The sequence below is a fragment of the Oceanobacillus sp. FSL W7-1281 genome (assembly GCF_037969835.1).
Taxonomy (GTDB): Bacteria; Bacillota; Bacilli; order Bacillales; family Amphibacillaceae; genus Oceanobacillus; species Oceanobacillus oncorhynchi.
On sequence record NZ_CP150214.1, the window covers coordinates 409231 to 429367 of the forward strand.

The 20137-nt window shown below is 36.8% G+C and carries 16 protein-coding genes; 7 read left to right on the top strand and 9 right to left on the bottom strand.

Annotated features, from left to right (window positions below; translation table 11 throughout):
• Window positions 1–3: 3 nt before the first annotated feature.
• From MKX55_RS02170 to MKX55_RS02200, 7 genes are all read right to left on the bottom strand, one after another.
• The gene (locus tag MKX55_RS02170; RefSeq protein ID WP_339235690.1) at window positions 4–1131 is read right to left on the bottom strand and encodes a glycerate kinase; all 1128 of its coding nucleotides are present in this window, start codon (window positions 1129–1131) and stop codon (window positions 4–6) included.
• A gap of 258 nt (window positions 1132–1389) precedes the next feature.
• On the bottom strand, window positions 1390–2466 hold the full coding sequence (locus MKX55_RS02175; protein ID WP_339235692.1) for a tartrate dehydrogenase: 1077 nt from the start codon (window positions 2464–2466) through the stop codon (window positions 1390–1392).
• 149 nt (window positions 2467–2615) lie between these two features.
• Window positions 2616–3305: a GntR family transcriptional regulator gene (locus tag MKX55_RS02180; protein ID WP_339235695.1), complete on the bottom strand. Its 690-nt coding sequence runs from the start codon at window positions 3303–3305 to the stop codon at window positions 2616–2618.
• 281 nt (window positions 3306–3586) lie between these two features.
• On the bottom strand, window positions 3587–4912 hold the full coding sequence (locus MKX55_RS02185) for a DnaJ domain-containing protein (RefSeq protein ID WP_339235697.1): 1326 nt from the start codon (window positions 4910–4912) through the stop codon (window positions 3587–3589).
• Window positions 4913–5332: 420 nt separating this feature from the next.
• Entirely contained in the window at window positions 5333–5788 is a 456-nt protein-coding gene (locus MKX55_RS02190) for a hypothetical protein (RefSeq protein WP_339235701.1), read from the bottom strand.
• A gap of 83 nt (window positions 5789–5871) precedes the next feature.
• Window positions 5872–7476: an alpha-glucoside-specific PTS transporter subunit IIBC gene (locus tag MKX55_RS02195; RefSeq protein WP_339235705.1), complete on the bottom strand. Its 1605-nt coding sequence runs from the start codon at window positions 7474–7476 to the stop codon at window positions 5872–5874.
• A gap of 191 nt (window positions 7477–7667) precedes the next feature.
• Window positions 7668–9002, bottom strand: a complete 1335-nt coding sequence (locus MKX55_RS02200; RefSeq protein WP_339235707.1) for a 6-phospho-alpha-glucosidase — start codon at window positions 9000–9002, stop codon at window positions 7668–7670.
• A 279-nt stretch (window positions 9003–9281) separates the two neighbouring features.
• Between MKX55_RS02200 and MKX55_RS02205 the strand changes: the two genes are divergently transcribed.
• On the top strand, window positions 9282–10055 hold the full coding sequence (locus MKX55_RS02205) for a MurR/RpiR family transcriptional regulator (RefSeq protein ID WP_339181959.1): 774 nt from the start codon (window positions 9282–9284) through the stop codon (window positions 10053–10055).
• Window positions 10056–10104: 49 nt separating this feature from the next.
• Window positions 10105–12306, top strand: coding sequence for a Z1 domain-containing protein (locus tag MKX55_RS02210; protein WP_339235710.1), 2202 nt, complete (start codon window positions 10105–10107; stop codon window positions 12304–12306).
• A 102-nt stretch (window positions 12307–12408) separates the two neighbouring features.
• Here the strand turns inward: MKX55_RS02210 and MKX55_RS02215 are convergent, their stop codons facing one another.
• Window positions 12409–12801, bottom strand: coding sequence for a YwqG family protein (locus MKX55_RS02215; RefSeq protein WP_339235712.1), 393 nt, complete (start codon window positions 12799–12801; stop codon window positions 12409–12411).
• Between the two features lie 298 nt (window positions 12802–13099).
• On the bottom strand, window positions 13100–13708 hold the full coding sequence (locus MKX55_RS02220; RefSeq protein WP_339235713.1) for a TetR/AcrR family transcriptional regulator: 609 nt from the start codon (window positions 13706–13708) through the stop codon (window positions 13100–13102).
• A gap of 240 nt (window positions 13709–13948) precedes the next feature.
• Here MKX55_RS02220 and MKX55_RS02225 point away from each other — a divergent pair, with 240 nt between their 5' ends.
• The 5 genes from MKX55_RS02225 (at window position 13949) to MKX55_RS02245 (ending at window position 19297) form a co-directional block, all read left to right on the top strand.
• Window positions 13949–14845 carry an NAD(P)-dependent oxidoreductase gene (locus MKX55_RS02225; RefSeq protein WP_339181968.1) on the top strand — a complete coding sequence of 299 codons (897 nt, stop codon included), beginning with the start codon at window positions 13949–13951 and terminating at the stop codon, window positions 14843–14845.
• A 65-nt stretch (window positions 14846–14910) separates the two neighbouring features.
• Window positions 14911–16419, top strand: coding sequence for a CoA-acylating methylmalonate-semialdehyde dehydrogenase (locus MKX55_RS02230; protein WP_339181971.1), 1509 nt, complete (start codon window positions 14911–14913; stop codon window positions 16417–16419).
• A 152-nt stretch (window positions 16420–16571) separates the two neighbouring features.
• Window positions 16572–17861 carry a GntP family permease gene (locus MKX55_RS02235; protein ID WP_339235715.1) on the top strand — a complete coding sequence of 430 codons (1290 nt, stop codon included), beginning with the start codon at window positions 16572–16574 and terminating at the stop codon, window positions 17859–17861.
• A 158-nt stretch (window positions 17862–18019) separates the two neighbouring features.
• On the top strand, window positions 18020–18772 hold the full coding sequence (locus MKX55_RS02240; RefSeq protein WP_339235717.1) for an HAD family hydrolase: 753 nt from the start codon (window positions 18020–18022) through the stop codon (window positions 18770–18772).
• 30 nt (window positions 18773–18802) lie between these two features.
• Complete coding sequence (locus tag MKX55_RS02245; protein ID WP_339235719.1) at window positions 18803–19297, top strand: phosphoribosylanthranilate isomerase; 495 nt, start codon at window positions 18803–18805, stop codon at window positions 19295–19297.
• Window positions 19298–20137: the final 840 nt, after the last annotated feature.

Below are 20137 nucleotides of genomic sequence, written 5' to 3' on the forward strand. Positions count from 1 at the left end.
AAACTACTTTTTTGGCCATGATAGAAAAGTGGCTATTTGCTGTGATATATAGCTTATATTATTCTGTACTTGTGATCTTTCCATTGCTTGTTCTAGTGTTTGAACGCCGGGAATAACAGATAAGCAAACACTGATACCGCTTTCATAAAAACGTGTTAATAAAGAACTGTCTATACTGCCGGCGATAGCAATTACGGGTTTGTTTAAGTTATTTGCGTAATTTGCAATGCTAATAGGAGCTTTACCAGACAATGTTTGAGAATCTAATTTTCCTTCCCCGGTAATAACAACATCTGCTTGATGGATAGCTTCTTTTACTTGAAGCGTTTCCATGAACCAGTCGGCTCCATCAAATATTTGTGCTTCAAGTGCTAAGCATGCAGCACCTAAACCACCTGCTGCACCTGCACCTGGAGTATCTTGATACTTTTCTAAAATAGGGGTAATGGTACATAAACGCTTTATTTGTTCCTCGATTTGAACAGCATCTTCTGGTGTGATACCTTTTTGCGGGCCAAAAATAAATGTAGCACCATTCTGACCAAATAGCGGGTTTTGTACGTCTGTTATAACATATAAAGATATATTTTGAATCGCTGTAAAGCATGTTGAGAAATCTATATGTGCAATATCTTTTAAAGCAGCAGCTCCTAAAAGAACTGGTTGATCAGATTCATCTGTAATTGTTACACCCAGAGCTTGAAGCATCCCCATTCCCAAATCATTTGTAGCGCTTCCGCCGAGGGTAATGACCACATTATCTGCTCCATGATTTATTGCATGTATAATTGCTTCACCTACACCGTATGTAGTCGTATGCATCGGATTCCTTTTGTTTTCAGGAATCATTGGTAATCCACAAATTTGAGCAATTTCAATTACCGCAGTGCCATTATTCATCAGAGCATAATAGCTTTTTATTTTTTCTCCCAGACTGCCAATAACCATACAGTCTTTTTTTTCTGCAACGCCTGAATCAATCAATGCATCAATTGTACCTTCACCGCCATCAGCTAAAGGTTTTTGAATAACTTCTAAATTTTTAATCTCTAATTCTTTAGCTATAATGCCATTAATTTCTGAAGAACTGATACTTCCTTTAAATGAGTCTACAGCAGCTAATATCTTCATTTGTCTCCTCCTTATGAAAAAGTAAGGTACTCAGATAAGCCTATCTCAGTACCTTTTATCATTGCACTTTAAAAAAGCATAAAGAACTTTTAGGAATAAAGTATAAGCGCGCGTTTTTGATAGGGCTGGTAATCGCTAAAGCACTTCGATGGGACGAGTAATCGCGGTACCAGTCCCAACTAAGGAAATCCGCGCCTTTCAGGTTTGCCTTGCCAAGTTTTCTTTAAATATTAGAAAAATGTGAAAATAAAGGGTGCATTATAGTGTTAGATTTTTGATAATTGCATTTGTAATTTCTTCTGTATTACTAGTTCCCCCAATATCACGAGTGATAATGCCTTGTGCAGTTGTGCGGCGGATAGCCTCATGTACTTTATTGGCTTCTTCCTGCAGTCCGAGGTCTTCTAGCATTAATGCAGCACTGGCAATCGTGCCGATTGGATTTGCGACTCCTTTACCCGCAATGTCTGGAGCAGATCCATGGACAGATTCGAACATACTAGGAAACCGCTTGTCGATTTGTAAATTAGCGCTAGAAGCAATACCAAGGCTGCCAGCAAGGGCGCTTCCTAAATCAGATAAAATATCAGCAAATAAGTTGGATGCAACCACTACTTCTAAATTATCTGGGTTAAGTACAAATTGGGCAGCCATGGCATCTACTAACCATTGGTCTGTTTCTACGTCTGGATATTCTTTGCTGACACGTTCAAATACTTCATCCCATAAAACCATTCCGTATTGTTGTGCATTACTTTTTGTAACACTAGTTACCTTCTTCCTTTTTCGAGTACGTGCAAGGTCAAACGCAAAACGGATAATACGTTCACAGCCATGCTCTGTAAAAATAGAAGATTGAATGGCTACTTCTCTTTCATCTGGACGAGCGCTAAAGTTTCTTCCGCCAATTCCAGAGTATTCTCCTTCTGAATTTTCACGTACCAATATCCAATTTAAGCTTTCTGGATCTGGATGAGCGATACGATGATTGATACCAGGAAGAAACTCCACAGGTCTGATATTTGCCCACTGATCGAGCCCTTGGCAAATTGCTATACGAAGTCCCCATAAGCTGACATGGTCGGGTACGCGAGGATCACCCACAGCTCCGAAATAAATGGCATCATAATCTTTCAAAGTTTCTACACCATTTTTTGGAATCATACTTCCGTGCTCTAAGTAATAATCACTTCCCCAATTGAAGTAATCGCTTTCAAATTTAAATTTACCGTCTGATTGTTCCTCCAAGTAAGTTAATACTTTCATACCGGCTGCAATTACTTCTTTTCCGATACCGTCTCCTGGAATTACTGCAAGTTTAAACGCTTTTGTCATAACGCTTCCTCCCTTTATTAAGTTATTTATATCTTAAACAACGTATACGTTAAAGTCAATATTTATTTTATTTATTTATTTTTTGTTTATTTAATCCTTTTAATGTATTCATTAAAAAACTAGCAGATAAGATTTTAAAATCTTGTCTGCTAGTTTTCCTTGCGTAGAACATTTAAAATTTCGATATGAGATCTGTTTCGATGCTCTTGCATAACATACTTTGCAGCTTGCTCATTTTTAGCAATCATACAGGCGATGATAGCTTTGTGTTCTTGAATGGATTGTTTTGGTAAGGGCCTTTCGTGAATCGTAAAGAGTCTTGCTCGATGACACTGATCATCAAATGTTTCATAAGTATTTGATAAACGATGATTATCAGCTAAATCTAAAATTTGGCGGTGAAATAAATCATCCAGCTTGGACCATCGTTCTAAATCTTCATTTCCTAATGCCTCTAGTTGTTCATCAATCATGTTTTGCAGTTGTTGAATATCTTTATCTGAGGCGTTCTGAGTAGCTGCTTCTGCGGCAATTCCATCAAGTGCCACGATAACACTATAAATTTCTTTTAAATCTTCTGGACGTATAGGTTCTACAACAAACCCTTTACGAGGAACTAAACGAATTAAACCTTCCGTTTCCAGGCGTACAAATGCTTCTCTTACGGGTGTTCTGCTCATTTCTAGAAATGCTGTTATTTCACGTTCTAAAAACATACTTCCTGGCGATAAAATTAGTTCGCGAACGGCAGATTTAAGTATCAAATAAGCTTGTTGAGGTAACTTATAATCTTCAATGTGATCAATGTTTTCTTTTATTTTATGTAATGGAAAATCCATAAAAAACCGCTCCTTCTTAAATATCTGATAAAATAAATGGCAGTTGCATTTGTGAAGCATAGATGTTTTTCGTGACCTATTCATATTATACTAAAGATGTTGAAATAAACAGAAGTAAGAGTATATTCTCGGAATTTCCTTTAATGTTTTATTGATTTCTCATAAGCTTAATTATGTGGAGAAATAACTAACAGATTAAGTCTTGTGCTCATATTAAAAAGAAAACTGGCACCTTCGCCAAATAAAATGTGAAAGTGTCAGCTATTTCTTTTTTTAATGAATTATTTCTTCTTTCGCAAATTCCTTTTCTCTTCCCGGCTGAGTCCGACAGTTAACTGTTCAAATAAAGTATCCCATTGATTCTGAAATGATTTATAAATAAGCGGATATTTTTTCTTCAATTGCAGAATTCCTGCCGCATAGCTTTGGTTGTCATTTTCCAGTTGTTGTTTCTGGTAGACTGGCAACTCATTTATTACCGCAATCATTTTTGCGGCAGATACTTTGCCGGTGTAGAACCATTCATATGCTCTGTAGTAAAGCAGTGCATGAGCATGGATATCACGAGACAATCTGCTAATTTCTTTTTGCAGACGTGCTTGTTTTTTGGTTTCATTATGTGCTTTTTTTATGTCATTATTATTTCGGGCGATAGCGTCTGCTAAACCGATGTAAATCTCGGCCTCTTGGAATAATGCTGCTTTATGAAAATACATATATTGTTCCATCAGTTCATCTTGCAGCTCTTTTACATCATCCGTTTCCGAAACATGCTTTAGCTGCTTTTTAAATTTGGAGATGATTTTAGATAACTTAGACCAATTTTCTGTCGTAATGATAATGTTGATCCAGGATAGATAGAATGCGGTGGTTGTTTTGGTATCCTCATCTTCTGCTGGTTGAGATTGTTCCATGACCTGCATAGATTTATCAAACTGATTTATCTGAGCATGAAGATGTGCAAGCGCTGGGGCAAACATGGATGTTTGCTCTGGGAATTTCTCCAATAATTCCTCATAGGTTTTGATAGCCTTGTCAGGATAGCCATTATCTTGATAGATATCAGCCTTTAACGTATAGATGACCTGCAACTCTTCATTACTCGTCGTCAGCGGAATGATTTCTGAAAATACCTTTTCCATCTCATCAACATCGTCATTTAAACTGGCTAGTTTTAATAGCTTGAACTTAATTTCACCGCTATCTGGTATGAGCTGATTTAATTTTTTATAGATTTCAAAGGCTTTTTGATTATCTCCATTGTCCATGGCTTTCTTTGCAACGGCAATTAATTGTTCTGCTTCATCAAGTGGTTTGACTTCTTCTGCTTTTGTATTTTCTTCAGCTATCTGCTGTTGATTAGCCTTTACAGTTGAAGCGGCGCCCGCTTTTTTCTTGTCATTTTTACGATTATTATCGTATGCTGCTCTTTTCTCAGGATCTCTTAAAACCTCAAAAGCTTCCTGTACCTTGGCATAGCCTTCTGGATCCGTTTCCTGCGGATGTTTTTCCACAGCCTGCAAATATTTTTCCTCGATTCTTGCTTGACCAATATTCGCGGTGGTGCCAAGAATCTTATAATAACTTTCATTCTTTATTTTACTCATAGTGATAACTCCTCATTATTTACGGTCGAAAAAGGATAAAGTTTCTGACTCTATCCTTGTCGTTATATAGACTAATAAAATCCTTCTATTTATGGTAGAAGGAGCTTGTTGTTTTATTTTAAAAGGCAGTATTATCTGGGCAAACTACAGCTGTGATTGATAAAATTCTGCTTTTATTCCGCCTTTTATTGTAGCTTTTCTTTGCAAATCTCGCAAGAACATGGCAAAAAGACTATAAAAATTCGTTTTGGACATTCGCATACTTTTTGGAAATATCACCTTAGTGAAATGATAAAAAATAATAGGAAGCGTAAAGTTTATGTTGAAAGATAATCATTCTATCAGCAATAAAAAAGCCGGGTTTTTACCGGCAAAACATGCTTATATGAATTATAGAATAAATGGACGGAGGGAATAGGGTTAGAAAGATAATCTTATAAAAGCGGAAACCACAATTAACGTTAGAATAATATTTAAAATTGTAAGCAGTTTACATTGTAATTCCCCTTTTTGTACATTTGAATTTGAATAGAACTTTTTTGTTTTAATCCTTGTAATAACTGTAAAGACTACACCAATAATATTACCAATAAATAGTTGTGATACTGCCATATACATTAAATAGGATGAAAGTGTCGTATATTGATTTAGCTCCTTTAATTTCCATAATATATAAGCCCAAATGAAGCATATCATTACAGATAATAAAAGAATGGAATTTAATGGATCGCTATAAAGAAAGGTATAATAGTTGCTATTGGTTTGACTCAGTGAAAACATAACATAACCTAGATAAGCAAAAGGAAGAAGAAGATAGAAAATGATTAAAGAATTTATATATTTTTTAGGTTGTTGGACAGCGTTTTGATTTCTCAATGTGTGAATACCTCCTAGTTAGAATTATTGGAGGAAGGAATATGCAGATTCTTCCTCCAATGTATTTATATAATAGGATTCATTTAGTCCGTAGACTGTTGCTTATTAATTAATTCTTCAAATTCCTCTCTGACATTAGGGACAGAAAGTCCAACAATGATTTGAATGGCATTTTTATTTTTCACCAGACCCATGCCGCCTGCTTCTTTAAAGAAAGCATCGCCTTCTACAAGAGAAGCATCTTTTACATTTAGCCTTAAACGCGTAGCGCAGTTGGTGACAGAATCAATATTTGATGCACCCCCCAGTCCTTCTAAAAACAACATTGCTTTTTCTTTGTTTTCCGATGTTTTCGGCTGGGAGCTTTCTTCTGTTCTGTTGTTTTTATCCTTATAATCTTTTTTCGTATACAATTTAACTTTTCCTGCATCTTCTCGTCCTGGTGTCTTTAATTTCATTTTTAAAATTAGATATTTAAAGACATAATAATAGATGAAGATAAAAGCGATACCAATGATAATCTGAACAACGTAGGTTCCCCAGTGGTTACTAAATAACGGAATCCAGTTTCTGGCTGCACTGTTGATGAGCCCGCTGCTGAAATCACCGCTGACCCCAAATTGGTACATGATGACAGCCATCAATGCTCCTAGTAAGGAATAAACCACAAAGAGAAGTGGTGCTATGAAAAGAAAAGTGAATTCGATTGGTTCGGTTATACCTGCAACAACAGCTGTAATGGTTGCTGGAATGACCAAAGCCAATACTTTTTTTCTATTCTCCGGTTTTGCCGTTTTATAAAATGCTGCAGCAATGCCAGGAGGGGCAAATATTTTTACGCACCCATACAGGGAAAAACCACCGGCAGGGAACAAAGTTTTTAATGATTCCTTAGACTGGGCAAATTCAGAAAGGTGATTCAGCCAGTTAACCTGGATACCTTCTTTTACAATGGCTGGTCCCAACATAAAAGGTGCATAGACAAAATGATGTAGTCCTGTTGGAATTAATATTCTAACTAGGAAGCTATACACAAAGATGCCAACTGAACCAGAACCAATGAAAAATGCCTGTAAGGAGTTTATTCCATCCTGTACCATCGGCCATATCCAACATGTCAGAAAAGCCAAAGGCAAGGTACATATAAACCCAAGGATTACTACGTAGGCTGAACCTTGGAAAATCCCCAGCCATTCGGGCAGTTTTTTATCAAAGTATTTATTATGGAGCCATACAACTAAAGCGGCTATCGCGATAGACCCAATAATATTGGTATCTAACGTTTTTATCCCTGCAATTAATTTAAGACCTGTTGTCTGGCTGGCCTCCAAATCAGCAGAAAAATCAACTCCAAAGGATCCTCCAAAGTATTTTAAGATAGATGACACAAAGTAATTAAAAGTTAAGTAGATTACCAGAGATTCCATAACTGCTCTGGCATGTGCTTTTTTAGCTAAACCAATAGGAAGCCCAATGACAAACAAGAGCTCCATTTGTCTAAAGACTGTCCATGCACCTGATGCGACAATGTCCCATAGTTTAAACCATAATGTGTCTTCATTAGCCAATGCCCCCATGATTAGAGGGTTCTGAAACACAGAAGCTAATGCAACCATGATACCGGCGAATGCAAATAATAGAACAGGAGTAAACATGGCTCCGCCGAATCGTTGTATTTTTTGCAACATCTAAAATTCCTCCTTCTTATGTTTAAGCGTTTTCATAGATGTTAAAGGAAAGGTGACTGACCCAATTTGTTTCTTTGATGAAAATATAAACAACGATTCTATATGATGTATCAAAGAAAGGCTCCAAACTATGGTTATTCTAAGCTTTGTTTAGAGCCCGCTGATGAATACATCTGAAATCAAACAATCGTTTAATGTAATATCGGCCAATAATCTTTATTTGCTTCAATTAATTCATCTAAAAGATTTTTTGCAATATCTGCTCCTGGAATCGTTTTACTTAGAGCAAATGCCTGGTACAATTTCTGTTTAGAACCTTCTGTGTAAGCTTCTACGGCTAATTTTTCGACAGCTACCTGCTGTTCGATTAATCCTTTTTGGAAGGTTGGCACTGGTCCAATGGATAAAGGTTCTGCTCCTTTTGAACCTACCAGACAAGGAATTTCAACCATAGCAGTAGCGTCAACATTGCTTATCGCTCCATTGTTTTCAACCATAATAAGCATTCGTTCATGCGTATTGTAGCTTAAAGCACATGCTAAGTCGACAATATAAGTCGCATGAGCCCCAATTTCTAAAGCGGTTCCTTGCGCTGTTCCTTTTTCAATAATTTTGCGGCATTCCCCGAATACACGTTTTTCTCTGCCATCTATGACCTCGTTTGCCCGTGTATAATTTTCGTCTGCAATCTCTACTTCTTTATTAGGGAACAAATAATATTTTAAATACGTATTTGGTATGGTATCCGGATCGAGTTCATAAACAAACTTTGCCATATCGTACGTGTGCAGCCAACTAGGATCTGAATTTCTTGTTTCTTTTCCAATGGCGTTCAGATTAAATCCATTTTCAGCCATATATGATTTTATTTGTGGCATCAAGTCATTTCCGTCTTTGTCCTGTACATCTGTATACCAGCCAAAGTGGTTCAAACCATAATAACGGATGGTTAAATCTTTTCTGGAATCTAAACCAACCATTTTAGCCATACGGTCTTCTAATCCGATTGGATGATCACAAATATTCAACACTCTTGATTCGGGTCTCAGTTTTCTGCAAGCTTCCGCAACGATGGAAGCTGGGTTTGAATAATTCAGCATCCAAGCATTTGGTGAATACATCTCCATATAATCAATTAACTCAACTACCCCTTTAATGGACCGCAATCCGTATGCAATACCGCCAGGTCCACATGTTTCCTGACCAATAACATTATATTTTAAAGGGATCTTTTCGTCTTTTTCTCTCATCTCATATTTACCGACACGGATATGTGCCATAACAAAATCTACATCTGTAAACCCTTCTTCAGGGTTAGCTGTTGCAACAAATTGAATATGAGGCGCTTGCTCTTTAATAATAATTTCGCAGGCTTTTGCTATTGTGTTCTGTCTTTCCGGATCATTATCATATAGTTTTAACTGTCTAATAGGGAATTTATCTAAATTGTCCAGAAGCATTAAAACGATTTCCGGTGTATAGGTGCTCCCTCCGCCTGCAATCACAATTGAATGTTGTTTAGCCATTACTACCATCTCCAAGTTTTGTATTTGATGCTTGAGTAATTTATAACACAGGGATTTCAGAGAAAACAATGGAATTCGGAGGTTTAGGTTTTTGTTTAACAGCCTGATTTAAATTTCATTTGATGAAAAATATTTACTCTGGCTGAAGGAATGGAAATGCTTTCTAAGAATGATTCCATTTTGGTATAATGAAGAAATGTATAATTTTCTTGAAAAAGAAACCTTTTAGCTTAACGGTGTTCATATGTATAAGCTTGTTATCCAGGGAGGGGATTTTAGATGGCTGAGAATTTGAGTAAACAAATTAATCAAAACTACAATCAATTAAGTGAAAACGATAAATTCATATTAAATTATATACTTCAAAATAAAGAAATTTGCCAATACATGAATGTTTCAGAGTTAGCGCAGAGAAGTACGTCCTCACCAGCTTCTATTGTCCGTTTGTCAAAGAAATTAGGTTATTCTGGTTTTAGTGAGCTGAAATATCAACTTAAAGGTGAGATTGATGAAGAGAGTCAAATCAACTTTGATACATCTAGTTATTTAGAGGAATTACAAAATGATATCAATATAACGGTTAAATTATTCAAACAGACAGACTTGACTGAGCAATTTGCTCTTATTCATGAATCGAATAATATATATGCCTATGCAACAGGTACAGCACAAAAAAATATGTTATATGAGTTAAATAGGTATATGCTGTCTATTAATAAAAATTTAATCATCATTCCAAGTTACAGCGAATTGGAAATGGTATCGAGTCTCGCTTCGAATATTGACTTACTGATTATCGTATCCTTGAGTGGGGATACAAACGATTTAGAACATCCACTACGAATGTTGAAAATGAAAAATATACCCACTTTATCAATTACGGATATAAAAAATAATAAATTAGCTAATTATTCCCCTAATAATTTATATTATCATCCAACAGGTATAGCGAAGAAAGGAAACATCTCAAAATTATCTTTTGTAACACTAAACGTATTAATGGATCTTTTTTTCCAAGAGTATGTTTCTTATGTATCCAAAAAGGAATCATAGATTTTGGTGAAATGATAAAAAGCATGAAAATAAAATAAGGAGCCACTTTATGGAAACAGTTAAACCAGATTTAAAAACAAATGGAACGTTTTTTTCCCCATTAATTCAGAAAAATAATTATAAAGCTGAAGAAATACAGGTGATGCAGAACACTGTTTCAAAGCTATTAGAAACGTCGACCACATCAAAAAAGCCGGGCATGCTTTTAGGACATATCCAATCAGGGAAAACACGCTCCTTTCTCGGATCGATGGGGCTAGGCTTTGATAATGGCTTTGAAGTGGTGATTATTCTGACCAAAAATTCGAATGCCCTTGTCAAACAAACCTTTGAAAGGGTGGAGAGTGAATTTACGGAGTGTATTGAGGAAGATGAATTAGCTATTTACGACATTATGAAAATGCCCGTAAAGCTGCGTAAATTTGAAATGAAGAAAAAGCTTGTGATTGTTCTGAAAAAAGAAAAGAAAAATATGCAGCGTTTAGAAAGACTGCTATTTGATATGTATCCGGATTTGACTGCGAGGAAAATGTTATTTATTGATGATGAAGCAGATTTTGCTTCTGTCGCATATGACAATGTCAAAGATAAAAATATAATTGATCTCAAAGTGATTGCCGGACAAATTGATCAGATTCGTGCCCGGTTAGAGGATGCGGCTTATTTGCAGGTAACAGCGACTCCATATTCCTTATATCTTCAGCCCGATGATATGACTATCCATGAGCATAAAACCTTTCAGCCGAAGCGGCCGGCTTTTACAGAATTAGTGCCGGTGCATGATAAATATGTCGGCGGGGAAATGTACTTTGAAAAATCTAAGGAAGAGGCGCACATGGCGAGTTACCTCTACCATGAAATTCAAGAGGAAGAGCTTGAAATCTTAAGGAAAAGTGATAAGCGCAAGGTAAAGGTGAACCATTTGCTTAATGGGGAACGTTATGAAGGGATTCGCAGCGCGCTGATTCATTTTATTGTCGGCAGTAAAATCCGCAATATACAACAGCAAAAAGAAGGAGAGCGCCTTGAAAAGTATGCTTTTATCATGCACACGATCACGACAAAAGCAGCGCATCAGTGGCAGGAAGAAGTCATGCTTCATATGGAAGAACAGCTCCGCGGTGCAATGGAGAAAGAAGACCCTATCTTTGATCAGTTAATTCGTACAGCTTATCAGGATTTTGCGCGCTCACAAAGGAAGGATATGTATTTTCCTGCTTTTGATGAAGTGCTTTCCGATGTTCGTGATGCTTTGATAGGGGAAGAGCTGTTAATTGAAATTGTAAACTCAGAGCAGGATGTCGATCATTTATTAGATAAATCAGGAGAGCTAAAATTACGGACGCCGCTTAATTTCTTTATCGGCGGGCAAATCCTTGACCGGGGAATTACAATAAAAAATTTAATCGGCTTCTACTATGGAAGAAATCCGCAAAAATTCCAGCAGGACACGGTCTTACAGCATTCGCGAATGTATGGAGCACGTCCGCTTGCTGACATGGCAGTTACCCGCTTTTATACGACCAGACGAATTTATGATGTCATGGAGCAGATGCATGAATTTGATACAGAGCTGCGCCGGGCTTTTGAATCTGGAGCAAACAGCGGGGAAGTTACTTTTATTCAAAGGGATAGCGATAATGCCATTTTGCCATGTAATCCAAATAAAATTCTATTATCAAGCGTACAGATGCTAAAGCCGGGAAAACGGATGCTGCCTTCTGGTTTTCAAACGATTGCGAAAAGCTACCTGGAGCGGGAAATGAAAATGATAGATAAGCATGTGACAACAATGAAGCAGACAGCAAAAGCAATACATCCCAAAGATGACCGCTGCTTTTTGGTTGAAAAGGAGAAGGTCCAAAACCTATTAGAAATGATTTATCAAACCTACGTATTCAAAGAGGGCTATGATTGGGATTTAGAAACGTTTGGTGCTGTGATGAATTATTTATCCGAGGACACGGACACGAATCGAAAAGGGTATGTCTGGGTCGTTTTGCGTCAGAATCGTAATATGGCCCGTATTCGGAAAAGCACTGGCAGGTTTGAAGATGCGCCAGATACGAAACAGGATGAACTAAAAATAGCACGAAACTTAGCGCGACTTATTCCATCACTGATCTTGATAAGACAGAATGGTGCAGAGGAGCAGGGCTGGCGCGGTGGAGCTTTTTATTGGCCGGTGCTGGTTACACCGGAAGAGACGAAAACGACGGTGTTTGCAGGGAAAGGGGTTAAGGAGAGGTAAAAAAGAAGTGAAAAAATTAGCAAGGTGAGTATATTTTATGTTTAGCAGATTGGGTATAAAAAATCCTGTGCTGTTCAATATATAAACAGCACAGGCAATATTTTAATAACAATCCCAATTAAAAAGCACCTTACTAAAATCTTTGTTTTTCAAATCCTCTTCAGAGATAAAGAAATTCCCGACACCGGAATCTCCCCATATAATCTTATCTCCGACACTGTCTATTTGCAGCAGCAATATATCTGCATCTTGATAATCTCCATAGGCACGCGGGTCTTCCTGTGTAAAGAAGGGGTAGCCGCCAAGTTTATGACCTGTCCCATTAAATAGCTGGAAGAATGCTTCCTCTAGCTTTTCATCATGGTTTATTTCATCGAATATAGCTGCATACATTTCATCACTACGATAATCGCTTCCTGTGAGAGCTTCCAAGTCTGTCTCAAAAGCTAATCCCATTTCTTGCTCGACAGGGAAAAACAGCTCATCATCTGGCATTGTTACAAAAGAAAAGAAGTTAACCGTCCTGTATCTTCCAAATATCAGGAAAGTTAACTTCGTAAGTCAGATATTTTTCTTTAATCAGCCGTCTACTACATTATAAACAGTATGTATGTCACTTTATTTTTAATACACAAAATTATCGTTAAGCATTTACCGACGTATAGAGCATAGTGAATTTTATCGGGATTGTTCCCTGGTTGTTCTTCACTTTAGAGAAAAATTAGAACAGGGAAAGTAAATCAAGTAATTCCTAATTTATTAATGTAAGAAATCCTCGCCCCAAATGATATACTTACTGCCTTTTTAACCCATCCAGAACAGTAGATGTGAATTTATTCATTTCCTCCACGATATCAAATTGCTCCCCGAAAATAATCCAATCATAGATGGTGCCTCGCATACACCTCGTAATTAATACAGATACTTCTTCCGTTGTTAATCCTTCCTTAAATTCTTTATTCTTAATTCCCTCCTGAACAAAAGAGTTAATTACTTGATAAAGATTCCTGTTTGGGTCAGATAAATAATGATTTTTGTTAATGGTTAGCGACATTGCATTCATGTATACAGTTCTGATTAAATCTTTCCCTAACTCGTCACGTAAATAAACCATTTGGGCTTCAAAAAATATAAGAATTTTTTCACTTGCTTTAATGTCATTTGATATTCCTTTTTGAAATTCGGAATAGAAGTTATCAATATCTTTAAATTTTTCATTGAAAATATCATATTTACTATTGAAATGTACATAAAAAGCCCCTTTAGATACATTACAGGTTTTTACAATTTCATCCACCGTTACATTATCAAACCCTTTTTTATCAAAAAGTTCTAGCCCAGTTTCCAAGAGTGCTTTTTTGGTCTCTAGGGCTTTTAGCTTTCTTGCTGTTATATGTGTCATAATATAGCCCCCTTTCATTTAGAATAGCATAATATTTTTGAAATGTAGAATCAATTTTTAGGAAAGTCTTGACTATTTTAAATTTTACATTTATTATGTTGGTAATGCAATTCGGTGACTATGGTATCTGACTTTGGTATGTGAAATATAAATATATACCAAGAAAGGAAGTTAAATATTAATTAAACACAAAAATGACAGCGTTTCCATTTTGGTGGAATTATTTGAAGGAGGGATTTGATGAACACAAAGAAAGTTGGTTTTATTGGGTTAGGGAATATGGGTTTTCCAATGGCAAGTAATTTACTAAAAGCGGGTTATACCGTTTATGGAGTAGATGTAAACAAAATGAATGAAAAGAGGTTCGCTGAAATTGGTGGAAATATTGGATTCACGTCCGCCACACTGCCAAGTGAAGTAAATCTTATATTTACTAGCTTGCCAACGCCACCCATTGTAGAGAGTGTTTATTTAGGTAACGAGGGTCTTGTAGAGAATGGAAAAACATCATTAACATTGGTTGACTTAAGCACAGTTTCTCCAGAATTAAATAAAACGATTGCAAAAGCTGCCTTACAAAACGGGACTCAATACTTAGGCGCACCAGTAAGTGGGAGTGTAACTGGCGCAGAAGCAGCCAGCTTAAGTGTGATGGTTGGAGGTAACAAAGAAACATATGATTTCGCATTACCGTACCTAAAAGCAATCGGCAAAAACATCTTTCATGTAGGAGAAGACCATGGAGTAGGGACTGTTGTTAAATTAATTAATAATTTAATGGCTGGTATCCATACACAGGCTGTTGCAGAAGCTCTATCTATCGCAGATGCAGCAGGGTTAGACCATAATATTGTTTACGAAATTGTAAATGTAAGCTCAGGACAAAGTGATGTGTTTAGAAGAAACTACAAAAATTTTATAGCTAAAGATGAGTATTATAAAGGAGCATTCACTACGGAACTATTATTAAAAGATTTAAGACTGGCAAATTATGTTTCCAATTCATTTGAAACAAAATTGCCTTTAGGTGAAGCGTTAGTAGACTACTTTGAATCTAATATAAAGGGTTACGAAGATAAAGATATGTCAACAGCATATCTCATGTTAACAGAACAAAAGGTTGAACCTGCTAAGTAGTTTTTAATAATTAATAACATACTATTGATTTTATGAAAAAATACTAAACGAGAGGAATTGATGATATGGCTACGGTAACGTTAGATACAGTAACACATTATATCAATGGAGAGAAAGTGAAAGGACAGAATGATAAGTTTGGTTATGTATACAGCCCGTCAACTGGTCAAAAAATAGCTGCTGTTCCTTATGCTTCCGATGAAGAAGTAGACGAGACGATACAATTAGCCAAAAAGGCTGCCGCAAAATGGGCAAAAATTTCTGTAGGTAAAAGAGTTGAAGTTCTTTTTAAGTTCCGTCAATTATTAGTTGAAAATACAGAGGAATTAGCACAGTTAATAGGGAAAGAAAATGGAAAAACAATTTCTGATGCAAAAGGAGAGATAAGCAGGGGGATAGAGTCAGTTGACCTGGCAATTGGAGCGCCGCAAATACTAAAAGGGGAATATTCCGTAAATGTTGGCGGGGAAATAAATGCTTATTCAATGAAACAGCCGCTTGGTGTTGTAACATGTATTTCTCCTTTTAATTTTCCAGTTATGGTACCGCTTGCAATGAGTGTAATGGCGGTAGCGGTAGGAAATGCAATGATATTGAAACCATCTGAAAAAGTTCCGTACTCTGCTATATTACTCTCTGAACTATGGGAGAAGGCTGGTTTACCTGCTGGTGTCTGGAATGTTGTAAATGGGGATAAAAATACGGTCAATGCTATTATTACAAACAAAGATATTAAAGCAATAAGTTTTGTAGGATCTACAAAAGTAGCGGAATTTATTTATGAAACAGGTACGAAGCACCATAAACGTGTCAATGCTTTTGGCGGTGGGAAAAATCATATGGTTATTATGCCAGACGCGGATATTGATAAAGCAGTCGACTCCTTCCTGGGTGCTGCTTACGGTTCAGCATCCCAACGTTGTATGGCTATATCCGTAGCGATGCCGGTAGGACAAAAGACGGCAGAAGTATTTACAGAGAAGTTAAAAGAAAAAGTAGAGAAGCTTAAAGCTGGATCTTATGATGATGAGACAGCAGACTTTGGTGCAGTAATAAGTGCCGAAGCAAAACAAAGCATTTTAAGTGCTATTGATGAAGCAGTAAAAGAAGGAGCTAAAATTGTTGTAGATGGAAGGAATCCTGATGTGGAGAACAAGGGAGGATTTTATCTCGATGCTACGTTATTAGATAATGTTACTCCTGATATGAATATATACAAAGAAGAAGTATTTGGTCCGGCACGCACAATCACTACAGTTGATACAATTGATGAAGCCATACAGTTAATCAATAATCATCAATATGGTAATGGCGTGACCGTATTCACCAATAGCGGCCGTGATGCTCGTAAATTCACCCAGGAAATTGAGGTAGGCATGGTTGGGGTAAATGTACCAATTCCAATTCCTGTAGGTTATCATAATTTCGGCGGATGGAAAGATTCACGATTTGGGGAAGGGCAAATGTTCGGCCCAGATACTGCTCGATTCTTTACTAAAACAAAAACGGTCTCTGAAAGATGGTTTGACCAATCTATCTCTGATGAAACTAATTTTGATTTTCCTAGTAGTTAATAGAAGGGGGCCATTAAAATTGGCCCCTATCTTTTTAACAAGAAAGCACAGAGTCTCTAATCTGTATAAGTTTCCTGACAGATAGATTAGTACGTTCATCAATTTTATATGAGCAGTAAAATGTAAACCCTTACAAAAAGGATGGGGATCAAATGATAGGGATATTATTAGGCTTAGTCTTGTTAATTGCCCTAGCCTATCGCGGGTGGTCAATTATCTGGATCGCACCGATTTGTGCTGGAGTTGTGGCGGTATTTGGTGGGCTTGACTTGCTTGATGCATATACAAATACATATATGCAAGGATTTGTCGACTTTACGAAGAATTGGTTTCCTGTGTTTATGTTAGGTGCGATCTTCGGTAAATTAATGGAATTCAGTGGCATGGCTCAGTCGGTAGCAGAAGGTATTATTAAAGTTTTTGGTGAAAAGCAAGCAATTATTGGTGTGATTATGGCTTCAGCAGTTTTGGCGTATGGCGGTATTAGTGTGTTCGTTGTTGTGTTTGCTGTCTATCCACTTGCAGTAAGTATGTTTAGACAAGCGGATATTCCTAGAAAACTGATGCCAGCTACTATTACAACTGGGATGATGACATTTGCAATGACTGCACTTCCTGGAACGCCGCAAATTCAGAATTTGATTCCAACTGCTTATTTTAATACAACAGCGGTTGCAGCACCTTTTATGGGACTTGCAGCCTCATTAGTTATGGGTGTAGGAGCTTATTTCTATTTAAAAAGAAGAGAAAAGAATTTAAAAAAAGCTGGCTACGGATTCCATGAATTAGAAAAGGATTCTGAAGCAAAAGGAAAGTTAATTGATAAGCCGCCACACATTCTTTTGTCTTTACTGCCTCTAGTGTCAGTAATCATTACGCTTAATGTTTTAAATTGGGATATTGTTGTTTGTTTATTAGTTGGTATCTTATTAATTATTTTATTCTCATTAAACCAAATTAAAAGTCTGATTCCTTCATTAAACCAAGGAGCTACGGATTCTGTAATGGCGATGATTAATACTTCAGCAGCGGTTGGATTTGGAACGGTAGTAGGGGTGGTGCCAGGATTCCAAAAATTAAGTGATTATATCCTGGGGATTGAGGCAAATCCGCTTATTTCAATGGCTGTTGCCTCCAATTTGATGTCTGGAGCAACTGGTTCAGCATCTGGAGGCTTAGGTATTACGATGGAAGCTTTAGGTCAGAAATATAATGAAATCGCTGCAACATCTGGTATTGCACCAGAAGCATTTCACCGTATCGCATCCATAGCTTCAGGCGGTTTAGACGCACTGCCACACAATGGAGCGGTAATAACGATATTGATTGTAACAGGATTAACACATAAAGAGTCATACAAAGATATTGCAGTAGTAGCAATTGTTTTCCCGATATTATCACTTATCCCGGCTATTTTACTAGCAAGTGTGGGTATTTATTAAGGTTTATAGATAGCAAAGCCTGATGACCGTTACTAGATATTCAAGTGATGAATTTCTAATCCTGCATTTTGAACGATGGATAACCGTATACCATCCACTGTTCAAAATGCAGGATTAATTTTATTATCATTAGTATACTTGAAAAAGAGGTGATTCACATGAATTTTGTTTTTGATATAGACGGCACGATTTGCTTTGATGGGAAAACAATTGATTCCTCCATTATACAAGCGCTGGAAGAAATAAAGGCAGCAGGGCATCAAGTGATTTTTGCGTCGGCAAGACCAATCCGTGATTTATTGCCAGTCTTGCCTAAATCTTTGCAGCAAGAAAAACTGGTTGGAGGGAATGGAGCATATACTTCAAACGGGAAGAAGATGGATGTTATCCATTTTCAAGATAGCCTGCTTACAAAACTGATTATGCTGGTAGAAGATCATCAAATAACTTATTTAGCAGATAGTGACTGGGATTATGCGTTTACTGGAGAGAAGACACATCCTATTTATAAGAATATTAATCAGGCTTCCGCACAGAACAGAGAGTTAAGAAGTCTGCCTAAGCTGTGCAAGCTGGTTTTGTTTCAGCCGCCGCAACGTGTGATAGATGAGCTCGCCGACTTGCCTGTAAATATAACCTATTATAAAGGGGAAAATGCGATAGATATCAGCCCGCTTGGAATTAATAAAGTAAGAGGATTACATAGCTTGCATGTTCAGGAGTTTATTGCATTTGGAAATGACAGTAATGATCAATGCTTGTTCGAAAATGCCTTGTACAGTGTCTGTGTTGGTGAACATGAAGTGGAACAATATGCATCTATATCGGTAGAGAAGGAAAAGGTAGCAGCAATGATAACCAAAGCATTGCATATGTATGGGAATCAAGAAATGCAAGGAGTATATAGTTAACTAAGTCTCTGAATAAAGGGAGATGTCTAAATGCAAAATGAAAAATTTTCTATTTTTTTAACCATTGCAAAACAGCTTAATCAGAAAGAAATTACTCCTCTATTAATGGGGTCTGTAGGTTTAGAAATAGTTACAGGGAAGAACTGGGATACACAGGATCTGGATATACATGTTCCCGGTGATAAAAGAGGATGGGAGATTCCGCCAGAACAAGCAATCTATGATTGGGATAAGATTATGAAGGCTATGCTATCTCTGGGATACAGCTTTGTTGATTTGCATGAGCATGAATTTGAAAAGAATGGGCTGGCTGTCGGATTCGGTATTATGGACACATTGCCGGACTTTGCGGGGATATCGCTTGAGGAATTAGAACTTCATCAGCAGGGAGATGCGACGTATTATCTTTTAACATCTGAGCAATATTTGAAAGTATATGAGGCTTCCTTTAAGGACAGCTATCGTGCGAACAAAAATAACCAGAAAGATAAAAAGAAAATCGCTTATCTGCGTGACTTGATTTAAAGAGGCTGCTGTTTTTCTTGTAAAGTAAAAAATAGTTAGCAAATATGAATTCGAAAATATACCTAACTCTTTTGCTGAATATTTTCAGGAAATTACATTTTTTCTAGGGGAATAGAGGAATCTATTTTGGTGATTACTAGAAAATCTGATTGTGCGGTTAGGCCAACCCATCATCATTCTTTTAAATTTAGTAAAATGGATGTACAGGTGTTAAATAGTGGTTATCATCCCTATGTGGAAAAACCTGAAACGTTTAAGGAGACTGTTTTGAATTTTGTAAGAAGCAAGGTGAAATAATAAAGATGAGTAAAAGTTGTCCATGAGTTAATTAAATGGTGCAATTATTCTTACTTGATATGTTATAATAATAGCATCAATAGGCGAACGTGCATATGAGGGGTAGTGTGCTGAACTTCTGTTTTCAGAAGGGAGGTGCTGCTTATGGATATAGCGAATGTGTTAACAATAATCATTTCTATTTTGACACTAATGGTGTCCTTTGGGATGCTGATTGCGTTTATAATGTCCAATAGCCACAAAAAATAATCCCTCGTATGCTTTATCGGGCGTTTGAGGGATTATTTCAATAACTCAGCGCTACTCATTATTATGAAGTAGTCTATTGTAAAAACCGTTCGGTGTGCCAGCACCGGGCGGTTTTTAATAGTATATTCATTTATATTTTAAGAATACACTATAAATATAAAAATGTAAATGTTTAATGGCTTCTAGACATAAAGGAAGCATTGAAGAAAGTTATTCCATTCTGCAATAATAAAATGTGTATCTTTAAACACTTTTACATACATATTTTGAACGTTCTGTTCATAATAGCCCTTC